General features: G+C 43.1%; 10 protein-coding genes. 6 read left to right on the forward strand and 4 right to left on the reverse strand.

From position 1 onward, the window contains the following. The first annotated feature begins 75 nt into the window (after window positions 1-75). From AB6E08_RS06905 to AB6E08_RS06915, 3 genes are all read left to right on the forward strand, one after another. Window positions 76-1416, forward strand: a complete 1341-nt coding sequence (locus tag AB6E08_RS06905; RefSeq protein ID WP_017102313.1) for a carbohydrate porin — start codon at window positions 76-78, stop codon at window positions 1414-1416. Between the two features lie 80 nt (window positions 1417-1496). Next, complete coding sequence (locus AB6E08_RS06910; RefSeq protein ID WP_017102314.1) at window positions 1497-2399, forward strand: MalM family protein; 903 nt, start codon at window positions 1497-1499, stop codon at window positions 2397-2399. Window positions 2400-2566: 167 nt separating this feature from the next. Then, on the forward strand, window positions 2567-3394 hold the full coding sequence (locus tag AB6E08_RS06915; RefSeq protein WP_017102315.1) for an alpha/beta hydrolase: 828 nt from the start codon (window positions 2567-2569) through the stop codon (window positions 3392-3394). A 116-nt stretch (window positions 3395-3510) separates the two neighbouring features. On the opposite strand, the gene AB6E08_RS06920 is transcribed toward AB6E08_RS06915, so the two are convergent. From AB6E08_RS06920 to AB6E08_RS06930, 3 genes are all read right to left on the reverse strand, one after another. Next, window positions 3511-6387 (reverse strand): amylo-alpha-1,6-glucosidase, encoded by a 2877-nt coding sequence (locus AB6E08_RS06920; protein ID WP_371707104.1) that lies wholly within the window; start codon window positions 6385-6387, stop codon window positions 3511-3513. Window positions 6388-6437: 50 nt separating this feature from the next. Next, on the reverse strand, window positions 6438-7616 hold the full coding sequence (malE, locus tag AB6E08_RS06925) for a maltose/maltodextrin ABC transporter substrate-binding protein MalE (RefSeq protein WP_009845865.1): 1179 nt from the start codon (window positions 7614-7616) through the stop codon (window positions 6438-6440). Window positions 7617-7983: 367 nt separating this feature from the next. Further along, the gene (locus AB6E08_RS06930; RefSeq protein WP_371707103.1) at window positions 7984-9615 is read right to left on the reverse strand and encodes an alpha-glucosidase; all 1632 of its coding nucleotides are present in this window, start codon (window positions 9613-9615) and stop codon (window positions 7984-7986) included. Window positions 9616-9809: 194 nt separating this feature from the next. Between AB6E08_RS06930 and AB6E08_RS06935 the strand changes: the two genes are divergently transcribed. The 3 genes from AB6E08_RS06935 to AB6E08_RS06945 all read left to right on the forward strand — a co-directional run bounded on the left by AB6E08_RS06935 (window position 9810) and on the right by AB6E08_RS06945 (window position 11499). Next, the gene (locus AB6E08_RS06935; RefSeq protein ID WP_371707102.1) at window positions 9810-10727 is read left to right on the forward strand and encodes a LysR family transcriptional regulator; all 918 of its coding nucleotides are present in this window, start codon (window positions 9810-9812) and stop codon (window positions 10725-10727) included. Window positions 10728-10900: 173 nt separating this feature from the next. Then, window positions 10901-11149 carry a prevent-host-death protein gene (locus AB6E08_RS06940; RefSeq protein ID WP_009845862.1) on the forward strand — a complete coding sequence of 83 codons (249 nt, stop codon included), beginning with the start codon at window positions 10901-10903 and terminating at the stop codon, window positions 11147-11149. Window positions 11150-11160: 11 nt separating this feature from the next. After that, on the forward strand, window positions 11161-11499 hold the full coding sequence (locus tag AB6E08_RS06945) for a type II toxin-antitoxin system RelE/ParE family toxin (RefSeq protein WP_017096265.1): 339 nt from the start codon (window positions 11161-11163) through the stop codon (window positions 11497-11499). A gap of 164 nt (window positions 11500-11663) precedes the next feature. Here AB6E08_RS06945 and AB6E08_RS06950 read toward each other — a convergent pair whose 3' ends face one another. Continuing rightward, window positions 11664-11909, reverse strand: a complete 246-nt coding sequence (locus tag AB6E08_RS06950) for a hypothetical protein (protein ID WP_009845860.1) — start codon at window positions 11907-11909, stop codon at window positions 11664-11666. Between the last annotated feature and the right edge of the window lie 301 nt (window positions 11910-12210).

Here is a 12210-nt window from a genome sequence, read left to right on the forward strand (position 1 = left end):
CATAACTGCCTTTGGTTGTCGCAAGAGAGCAAAAATATAAAACCTAAAAATAAATCGTCCTTAATGGAGTTAAGAATGAAAAAAGTAAGTTTGATTGCTGCTGCAGTGGCTTCCGCATTAGTTGCTGGTTCAGCGTTTGCAGAAAGTGAAGTTGCATTAGATGTAACAAGTGGTGACTCTGCAATGGAAGTAGAGGTTAAAAACCCTACTGACGTATTATCTGATGGTTGGGAAGTGCATGGTTACATGTCTTCTAACTACCGACTAATTGATGGTAATACTGATGCTACAACATTCAGCAAAGGTGATTACCATGTAGCTGGTTCTTCGGCAACGAGTGAAAGTACTAACCAAGTTGAATTTGTAATTAAAAAGCATTCTGAATACGGTAATGGCGTGTGGGCTAACTACAACGTTAGAACTGAATACGGCAACGGTAATTCATACGCTTATTCTTCATCTGGTAACCAGAAAAACAACACAGATTCACAGTTTGAAGTGAAAGAAGCATTCATCGAAATCGGTGCTCTTCCATACCTTGGTGAAGACTCAGTGGTTTGGGCTGGTCAACGCTTCTTGAACCGTTCTGCTGGCATCCTTTCTGGTGAGTTCTGGAAGCAATCTTCAGGTGTTGGTGCTGGTTTTGAAACTAAATTAGCTGGCAACAAGTTTGGTATTGCAGCTGTGTCTGCTGATCCAAAAGCTACTGTAAATGATACAACGAAAGAACGCCAAACTCGTACATCTTTGGATTTCTATTACTACGGCGTTGATGCTGGAATTGGTAGCTTAGACTTTGATGCGAAGTTAATGAAACAAGATCGAGTGACAGGCAGCAATGCTGACGAAGCTGAATCTGGTGTTGGCTTATCGGTTACTTTAAACTCTAGCTACTACGGCTTAGACGGTTGGGCACAAACTGGTATCGCTTACGGTACGGGCATGGCGACGAACCGCGGTGTTAACTTTGGTGAGTGGAATGAAAATTTCTTAGAAGATGATAATTCACTATTTATTACTTCTTACGGTGTGTTGAACATTTCAGATAAAGTTCAACTAGGTACTGAGTTTACTCACTGGGAAATGCTAGAGATTGGTGCTTGGGGTCTAGATGAAGGTGGTTCACGTACTATGTTTGCTGCTCGTCCATCTTACAAAGTAAATGATAACCTACGTTTTGAACTTACTGCATCTTACTCAATCGAGAAAGCTGAACAATGGCATGCTAAAGACGGTTCTTGGGTATTCGTTGAAGCGGCACCAGTATTTACAGTTAACGCAGACTACTTTGGTCGTCCGCAAATCAAACCTTACGTTGCTTACATGACTGCGCTAGAAGATGGCGTTGGTAACAAAGGTATTGATGGCTCTAAAGATGAAACAGTAGTGGGTGTTCACGCTGAAATCTGGTTCTAAACCATTTATAGTACTAAGGCAGCCTTTGGCTGCTTTTTTGTGTTTTAACTAATCAACAACCAATAGTAAGAGAGATTACAATGAAAAATAAAAGCTCTATTTTAGCCGTGGTACTAGGTGCCTTGCTAGGCGGTTGTGCATCTGACGCTCAGGTTCAAACTGAGCTCGCTCCACCAACCAACTCAGAAGTTTGCTGCAGCGATTTTTCGCAATTCCCCTATGCGCAGCTAAACGACAAAGAAGATTTAAAATTTGATATTGATTTAGGCTCGCCGGTAGGTAACTTCACTACGGGTAATAGTCACTTTGCAGGCTTTAAGTTTAGTGAACGTTCAGGAGAAATGGTCGTCACTTTAGCAAGCTTGATGATTGATGACTCGGTATTTGCCCCGGAAGTCATTTTTTTAGATGAAGCCTTTCAGCCAGTGAAAACATTAAAGTTCGATGATTTCAGAATACAAGCATCCGATGCTTTTACTCGAACAAGCTATGCTGAACGTTTGCGTGTTGATGCAACCAAAACGCCTTATATGATCATCTACACTCCAGCGGATGAACTTGGTAAAACAATTAAAGTGGATCACCCAGCCAAAGTGCGCGCCAAAGAGTATGGCGAAGTGATGCCAATGGTCATTGACCCGGTATACACCAATCGTTTGGGGGGTCGTCTTACTCTTGAAATTGAAACTCTGAAGCTTCGCCCATACCGAGCGACAGCGGCGGTAGCACCAGTGGCCGTTGCCCCTGTTGTTGCCAAATCTTCAGCAACTCAAACCGCTCCAGTAAGCAAAGCTGCGCCGCTTACTAAAGCAGAAACCGCACTCAAAGTGCAGCAAGAGACTCAAGAGTTCTACATTTCTTCCATTCAAAAAGCGGTGAAATCAGGTGATGTACCTAAAGCGCTGGGCTTACTTGATGAAGCGAAAGCATTGAATGTTGAAGGTGCTCAAGAAGCGTTTGTACGAGCAGTTAACGCAAAATAGCTTATTAGCTAATAACTTAATAACTTAATAACTTAATAACTTAATAGCTTAGTAGGCTTAATGGCTTAGCAGCCCAGTATATTAGTCGCTTAGATAGAGATAGAACGCTCCTTTAAAGGGGCGTTTTTTTATCTGAATTTATAGACACTTCAAGTTTAGAGGTCGTTATGCAATCTGAATTGATTATTATCGATGAGTTCTTTATTCCACAGTTGAATCGAACTCGAACGCTCCGCATTTACCTTCCTGCGGGGTATCACCAAGCAGAGCACGCTTATCCTGTCTTATACATGCATGATGGGCAGAATGTCTTTGAGAAGTCTACAGCGACGTATGGGATGTGTTGGGATGCACAAACGACACTCGATGAGATGCAAAGGCTCGGTAAGTTATCAGGGGTAATTGTTGTCGCCATCGACAGCAGTCATGAGCTTAATGGCATGGAGCGTTACAATGAGTATTCGCCTTGGCGCGCTAACCAAGAGATAAAAGAGTTGGGTGTTGGTGATGAGCTACTTAAATTTGGTGGTGAAGGGGACGAGTACATGGCGTTTATCTGTCATACATTGAAGCCCTATATAGACCAAACATACAGAACAAAGCCGAACCGAGAGTTTACGTACCTTGCTGGCAGTTCAATGGGCGGGCTAATTAGCTTATATGGTGGCTCACTGTACCAGAATACTTTTGGCGTGCTTGGGGTCTTCTCTCCAGCGTTTTGGTTCAATAAATCCTCATACTTCGAGTATATGAAAGAGTTTAACTTTCTGTCTCCAACGAAAATATATATGGATATGGGAACGAATGAAGTTCGTGAAGAGGCAAACGTAGATTTTGCTGACGTTTATCTGAGTGGTTCAAGGGCAATGAACACGTTACTCACTCAAAAGCCGAACGTGACGCTGTTTTATCAAGAAGGGCAAGGTCATCAACACAATGAACTGGCTTGGTCGTTGCGATTCCCGGATTTCATCGACTTTATTTTTAGACAATAAAAGAAGGCCGAACTCCGTTTTGTCTTCGTAAACGGTGTATTAGGCCTGCTTTTTTATCACGTTATAGCCGTATCACTTTATACGTCTATAAAGCGATAGGCTTAGTATCAGCAAAGCTAGTCCTTGGCTGCTGACAATTTTTGCTTATTGCGCTTGTTCAACAAGTAGTCCTTGCTCATCAAGCTGTTGTGTTGCCTTGCAAAGTCGGGCTTGGCAAACTGTAAATCGCGTAAGATGGCGTTATTTGGCTTTAGCTGAATCTCAAACTGCGCTTGTTTGTCGTTAACTGTGACCTGTTGTTGGTGACTGTCGATCATGATCTCCAACGATTGTGTTAATGGTGTCGAGATTACGGCAACAGACTCATGGTTTATGTCTAGCGTAAGCACCAACGTGATTTCGGGACTTACCGTATCTTCTAGATTTGACTGAATCTTGTAATGAGAAATCCCATTTTTAGATTCAAATGACAGTCGTAGCTGGTTTCCTTGACCAAAAGGCAACGAAGCCACTAATTCGCTCCAACAACTTGGGAAGTTTGGTGTTAGGTGTATCTGATTGTCCAATAAGCGTGGGCAATATCCCAAATAGTCCTGTTGCGCGTTACGAGCGTATTCTGAAACGGACCAGGCCTGAGCAAACGTCCCTGATTCTACAAGGTCGCGGTCACTATCTTGGAAAGCATCCAAATTTTCACTCATTGTCCCTCTACAGCCTTGTGTAAGGATCTGTTTTGCCAAGTTTTTGGATAGTTGGTAACTGAGATCTTGCTGCTTAAACTTATTGAGCGCCGTAATGGTAAAGCCCGCATTCCACCCCCAGATCGTCCCGTTGTGATAAGCCGCGTCTTTGTGGTACATGGCTTGATTGTCGTGATAAGGATGAAAATCGACATGCTCTTGTTGCAACGAGCAGATCCCCCATGGAAACAATAGCGTTTCGACCGCGTTCTTGACGATGTATTGCTCTCTTTCATTCTGATTAAGCGGACGTTTCTGAGGAATTGAAATCGTCATCAACTGATTCGGGCGCACGCTATAATCAGGCACATCACCTTGCGATAAATGGTCGGCTAGGCGATGGTTTTTATCATCCCAAAACTTGGTGGCGAAACTCTCTTGCACTTTTCCTGCTTGGATTGTCCAGCTCTTTTCTGATTCAGAGTCGCCCACCAGAATAGCGAGTTGAATAGCGCAGTTTAAGCTTTCAAACCACAAAGCTTGGATGTCATTGGCTTTAGGCCCGCGAGGAGACCAAGGTGTCATCCCATCAATTTTTGCATCCATCCACGTATCAGGGTGGCGATGTGCCATCAGACTGTCTTTATTCGAATAATCTTCATTCAAGCCATCTTTACTCAAGCTATCTTTATTCAAGTAATGTTTTTCGACACCCGTGATGAAACGCTTGAGAGTGGGATAAATGGCCTTAGCGAACGCCACATCGCCAGAGTAGTTGATGTACTCAAGGGCTTCACGAATCATCCAAGGAGTACCATCGGTGGTGTTATAAATGATGTTCGTTTTACTGGTCACTCGATTCGGGATTCGGCCGTAATTCGCGGAATTTTCGTCGAGCATCTGCATGGACGCAAAGTTTTCAATGATCTCTTTTGCTTCACTAAACAGCCCATTAACCAAGCTTGTGCCCGACAAAGCGATAAAGGTGTCACGGCCCCAGCAGTCCTTGAACCAAGGTAATCCAGCCCAAATGCCCGTGCCGAACTCATGACTCACAAAGGTTCGGCTTGCAAGGCGCGACCACATAACCGCTTGGTTGTATTCAAGGTCGTTGGTCCACAAATAATTATTGGTTAAGAACTCATAAATCCGCTGTTGGTGAAGAACGTGTTCGTTATTTTTGACGGCTTGATTAACCAATGAACTAGCGGCTTTAAGGGTTTCAGCAAAGCCGAGGTAGACGATGAGTTCAGTTTGTTTATCTGACGTCGTGAGCATGAGTTTTGTATTGCTCTCTGAGAGCTGAACTAGATCGCGAAGTTCAGGGTGAGCGTCTAGCGAGATCTCTCGTGCATGTACTGCATGATTGCTTGCGATGGCGACAAATCTTGGGCAGCCGTCTGGACAAACTTGGGGGCTGAGTTCTATGACGATATTTGAGTCTGAAATATGAACTTTAGAGTGCGTTGTCGGTATGTTGAGTTCTGGAATTAGGCTTAAAGCGCTCGGTTTGTTTGATGAAACCGTAAGCGATACAAGTCTAGAGCCTTGAATCAGGTTCAGCGACTCTCGACTATTCTCATAATGATGCTCAATACCATAAGGCGTCAGGCTGGCACGTTCAGCTTCTAACTTATTATTGAACTTGCCGTCGATATAGCTAGCGAAGGTTCCCAGTATCCAACCTTGGTGGTGACGATATTTGCCACCGTTTACATAGCTATAGGTTGCTCCATGATAGTAACCATCGACATTATCCCCGAACACAAACGGAAATGACTGTGTCTCTGAGATGGTGAGTTCTTGGAACAGTTGGTCATGTGGCATTGCAAATTCAGGGTGTTGCCAGTGAGGCAGCATCTCATCTGTCTCAACCTCTATCAGAAGTGTGTTAACAGGCTCTCGTTGAGGTGTTGATAGATCATTGTATTCCCCTTTGGTTACGGTGACCGTTGGCGTCGAAGAGCCAAATTGCACCTTCAAGGAGTATTGACCAGCGACAGCAGGAGAGAGCAGTAGATCATTGCCAATGCCTTGTGTATTGATAAGCGGCATTGCTTGTTCCAATTCACAGAGAGTGGCTTCACTTTCATGCCCTGAAAGTGTCCATTGCTTGGTGCCATCTGAATCCGAAATTTTGAAGCGGTAAAGGTCGGTAGATAAGCATAGGTTTGCTCGATAGGAGCCGTCTTGCTCTTTGAACAATGGGGTGTCTAACCCCCAACCATTGAACGTACCTTTTAGGTAAAGAGTAGGGATTTGCATAGCGACTTGATTTCCAAAACAAAAAAGGCACAGCATGCGCTGTGCCAAAGGACAATAGGATATTAACATGAGGAAAGGGTTATTAATATGAAGAAAGCTTATTTGGTAATTTGTTTTGCTGCTGTGTCTAGCGCTTCTCTAACGGTTTGCTTACCCTGCATTGCGTTATCGATAGCCGCACCTTCAGCGAACCAGTAAGCCGTCATTTGCGGAATGTTTGGCATGATTTCGCCGTTTTCAGCATTCGTCATGGTTGATTTGATGCGATCATCGCTCTCAAGAATTTTTTGGAATGATTTTAGTGTCACGGCACCAAGAGGCTTGTCATCATTCATGGTTTTCAGAGCGTCGTCTTGGAATAGGTAGTTTTCTAAGAACTCGACAGCAAGATCAGTATTTGGACTCGCAGCATTGATACCCGCACTTAGGATCCCAACAAATGGGTTACCTTTACCGCCATTTAATGTCGGCAGTTCAGCAACGCCATAATTAACACCAAGCTTGTCTAAGTTACCCCAAGACCAAGGGCCATTAATGGTCATCGCCACATTGCCGTTGGTGAACTCTGCTTCTGCTACGGAGTAATCCATATTCGGGTTAACTACCCCTTGGTTTACCATGTCAACTAAGAATTGAAGGCCGCGAACACCCGCTGCATTGTTAACACCTGTGCTTTTAGCGTCATAGCCTGTTGCTGTTTTTTCAAACGCGAAGGCACCACCAGCAGAGATCATCGGCCATGTGAAGTACGCATTTTTCACATCCCACATGATGGCTTTTTTGTTTTGCTTAGCCATCTCTTTCTGAATGTCAGCAAGCTCTTCCCATGTTTTTGGTGGGTTTGGAAGTAGGTCTTTGTTGTAGATTAGAGAAGGTGCTTCGATTGCTAGAGGGTAGCCCACAACTTTACCATTGACTGTCACCGCATCCCAACTGAAGTCGACAAGCTTTTCTTTGAATTCTTTACTTGGATTAAGTTCGTGAAGTAGGCCTGATTCTGCGTAGCCACCAAAACGGTCGTGTGCCCAGAAAATGATGTCAGGGCCGCCGCCAGTTGCTGCGTGTTGTTGGAATTTGGCTTCCAGTGAATCTGGGTACTGGACGTTAATTTTTACACCGGTATCTTCTTCGAATTGTTTACCAATTTCAGCAAGACCGGCATAACTTTTATCGCCATTGATCCAGATAGTGATTTCACCTTCTTCCATAGCAAAAGCCGGTGCATTGAAAAGAGCAGCAAGGGTACAAATAGACAGTGTTTTCAATAGAGGTTTCATAGTTTCATTCCATATTCAGAAGGTTATCCATAACGATAATCACTTCTATCAGTTCTTATTATCTGCTGAAAATAATATCGACTAATTTAGCCTTTGAGAAATAGGTAAACGCACCTTTGATATAGTAAAAAGCTATAGCAATGCCGATACAGTGCTGTTTTACAGGCGATCGCCATAGTTTTGTGAAGTGGCGCGTATAGAGAAATGTGAAGGCGGGCTCAAACTATTTTTGGGTGATGAAAGCCATCCAAAACTAAGCGCTAGGTTGCTTAGGTTAAGATGTGAAATGTTGGAGAGAATCGATGGCATTGGGTAATAAAAAAGGCAAGGAGAACCTTGCCTTTGGTGTGTTGAATTTAACGTATGATTACAGTTTTACAGCAAATGATTCATACGGTGCCAGTTCAAGCTTGGCTGACAACTCAGTGACCGTTTGATAGTTATTGATCAGACAATCAAGCGTCTGAGTTTGGTATTGTTCAGGCATATCCAGTGTCAGGTTGTCGTTTGAGAAGTTACAAACTATAAACAGCTTTTCACAATCCAACTCACGTACGTAGGCGAAAACCTTGTCGTGTTCTTCAAAAACAGGAATGAATGAACCGTAGACAATCGCTGGGTGAGCTTTTCGTAACTCTATCAATGTCTTGTAGTGATAAAATATGGAACTTGGATCAGCCAACGCACTTTCGACGTTGATCTCTGGGTAGTTTGGATTCAGCTCAATCCAAGGTGTTCCGTCAGAGAAACCTGCATTAGGTTGCTTGTTCCAATGCATTGGTGTTCTAGCGTTGTCACGGCTGTTCTCGTGAATGGCGTCCATCATGTGTTCATGAGTGACACTCGATTCCGTTTTTACTTTATAAAAATTGTGCGTTTCAATATCTTTATATTGGTCTAGATTGTCAAAAGCGACATTGGTCATGCCAATCTCTTCACCTTGATAGATGTAAGGTGTGCCTTTCAAGAAGTGCAAACACGTCGCCAGCATTTTTGCTGACTCAACTCGGAAATGTTTGTCATCACCGTATTTTGAAACCAAACGTGGCAAATCGTGGTTGTTCCAAAAAAGGGAATTCCAACCACCATCGGCCAGCTCTAGCTGCCACTTGGTCAGCACATTTTTGAACTCTCGAAGATCAAGCGGAATAGGGTTCCATTTGTCACCGTTTTCCCATGTCAGGGTAATGTGCTCAAATTGGAATACCATAGAAAGTTCATTTCTACCTTGTCCGCTGTATAGCTTGGCTATTTCTGGTGTTGCGCCCCAAGTTTCTCCTACGGTTAACAAATCCTTGTTACCAAAGGTCGCCTGATTCATTTGTTGTAATAGCTTGTGCAGCCTTGGTCCGTTACCAGTGATTCCTTTATCGATCTCTTTACCAATAAGATCAATCACATCTAAGCGGAAGCCGCCGATGCCAAGGTCAATCCACCAGTTCATCATAGTATGAACTTCTTCTTGAACCTTCGGGTTTTCCCAGTTCAAATCTGGCTGACGTTTCGAGAATAGATGGAAGTAATATTGTTGTGTGAGTTCATCCCACTGCCAAGCACTTCCGCCAAAGATAGAACCTTGGTCATCCGGTGCACTGCCATCCGGTTTTGCATCGCGCCAAATGTAATAATTTCGATACGGATTGTCTTTTGAAGAGCGTGCTTGCTCGAACCAACGGTGCTCATCTGACGTATGATTTACCACTAGATCCATAACAATCTTAATGTCACGTTCTTTCGCTTCATCCATCAGGCGTTTCATCTCTTCCATCGTGCCAAACTCTTCAGCAATCGCTTGGTAGTCGGAGATGTCGTAGCCGTTATCGTCCATTGGAGATTGATAAACAGGAGAGAGCCAAATGACATTAATGCCCAGTTCTTTAAGGTAATCGAGTTTGCTGATGATTCCATTTAGGTCACCGATACCGTCATTATTCGAGTCTAAAAAGCTACGCGGGTAAATTTGGTAGACTACTGCGTCATGCCACCATTTCTGTTCCATCTCAATGTCCACTTAATAAGTTAATTGACCTTACTATAGTGATTTCATCTTTCAGTGGGAAATAGCATTACTAATGCTCTCTATAGAAAAATCCTATATCATGACCTCTATCCGCTGCGCACTGTGTTCAGTGGTTTAATTTGTTGAATTTCTAACCTCGCATTTTGTGATCGAATGCAAACTAAGAGAATCCTATGAACAAGCTATACCGATACTTTCTGATGGTTGCGCATACTGGCAGTATTAAAGGTGCCGCGGAAAAGCTGAATATTAGCCAGCCCTCCTTGACCGCTGCGATCAAGAAATTAGAGAGTGATGTTGGTGTGGCTATTTTTACTCGTAAGTCAAAAGGCGTTGAGCTTACCGAGTACGGGTTGTTGTTTCGGGAGTTTGCACAAGAACAGCAAGAAAAGCATCTGTCGTTAATGCACCGTTTTACCGACATGCAGCAGCGCCAATCCGGTAAATTGAAGCTCGGCACTGGGGAAGCTTGGTGGGAACAATTTGTTTGCAAGGCGGTTGAGGAATACAAGCAACAAGAACAAATGGGCTCGCTACATTTAGAGTTCGGTAACAACTTGTCTTTGATGCACCACTTGGTTCAAGGCGATATCGACTTGTTTGTTGGCCATGAAATCTATGGGCTGCATGAGCGATGCAAAGTAACGTTTTACCCACTCTTTCAAGACAAAGAAGCGGTGTTTGTTCGAGCTAAACATCCATTGTTAACGAAGAAACACTTAGACCCGAGTTTGTTAAGACGTGAGATGTTGGCGTTTCCAATACTCCAAGTGACCCCCGATCACTCTAGACATAACTCTGTACTGTCTGACCACGTAAATTCACAGCCTGGCGGGCGTGATTCTGAGGAGGTTGGGCGAGATGTCTATGACGTTGACTCTCTTTTTGCGAGCTTAGATATGTTGAGAATGTCTAATGCTGTCATGCCATACAGTCATAAAATGTGTGACTGGATGAAAGACAAAGGCTTCGAAACCTTACTGATTGATGACTCTAAGTTAGGAAACGTTGGCCTCTACGCGAAACAGGGAGCGGAAGACCTCAAGATCAAGACGTTCATTGAGATCTTACAAAAAGCCAATTTTGATTAAGCATTACATGAAATACGAAACTCCTTTTGGTAAGCGTCCTGTTTTGGTTGTGCAAGGTGGTTTAAATAAAGTCTAAATTTGAACTTGCAGTGATCTGGTAGTACAATATAGCTATTGAATGAGTGATGACATTCAACTAACTAAAGCAACAAATACAAACAGGGTGAGTGATTATGGACACAGCAAATGTAGAAACCGTCAGTTTCTTAAAAAAAAATGCGGCTAACTTGCCTTTAAGTGAACCACTAACGATCACGCAAAATGGAAAACCTACGTATGTAGTTGAGTCGTATGAAGACCATAAAAAACGTCAAGATGCCATTGCGCTAATGAAACTGGTTAGCTTTGCAAAAAATGATGTTGTTCAAGATCGTGTAACTTCGTCTAGAGATTTAAGAAGTCGATTAGCTGCCCGTAAGTAACAAAGGTAAATATGACTCATAAAGTAGAAATTCAATACACGGAAACATTTGAAAATTCGCTAAATGATTCGATTGATCACCTAACTCAATGGAATGATGAAAAATCAGTCATTGAAGGGGTTGAGAGTCTTTTAGATGCCTTTGAAGAAAATGTGAGCCATAACCCTGACATGTACTCTAGATGTTCTGAGCTTGTAGGGTTGGGGGTCACTAGTATCAGAGAGTTCAAAAAATCGGGCTTTAGGCTGTTTTATGAGGTGAATAATGGCACGGTTATAGGCCTGGTCTTATTAAGGCAAAAACAAGACATATCAATGGCTCTCGTTGATTATTGCATCATACATAAATAGAGTTATAGCAGAGATTTAGCTGATGTACTTATAACCCCGTTTAGTGACTTACAGGGTGTGTTTTAATTCGAGTTAAGTGGCTGTTGTTAAAAGCTTTATGTTGTGTTCGCTTTAAAATCCAAAGGCTATCAGCCGTAATAGAAAGCCCCTCTACACCCATTCGCTTACTCTTTGGTCTGGTGACCTGTTTTCTTCGCAAACTTTTGCATAGCCTCAGCAAAGGTTGTTGCCCCACCTTTAGCTTGTACCTGTACTACCTTATACCCCAATTTTTCTAGCGCTTGGCGCTCTGCTAAAACAGCGTCATCGTCTTGCTGGCTGCCCTGTGCTGGTTGATGAAGGTAACACCCTTCTAGTTGACCATCTTCGACCAGTTGGTGGTGTTTCAGTGCATTGATATCAAAATTCATAATCAGTCTTTTCGTGTAAATGGGGAATACCTTTGGCAAAGCCCGCAAGTATCTATAATTCGATTGTTTGTACCATAAGGCATTTTAACCATAAAAAGCGAATGGAAAAACAGTAAACCAGTGGAATGTAATCGGGAGCGGTTAACCTTAGAAAGGGGTGAGGTAACAGAGATCGTGCTGGCTCGTTTTTGGACAAAAGTGAGTTGGCGACTTTACTCAAAGGGGCACACTTCGGATAACTTAAGTGGCTCTTCTCCGCTTAGATGAGCTTGATTTCTGGGTAAAAGGTAGAGTGAGTTTC

It is taken from the genome of Vibrio sp. 10N.247.310.24, assembly GCF_041467175.1.
GTDB classification, from domain to species: domain Bacteria; phylum Pseudomonadota; class Gammaproteobacteria; order Enterobacterales; family Vibrionaceae; genus Vibrio; species Vibrio tasmaniensis_A.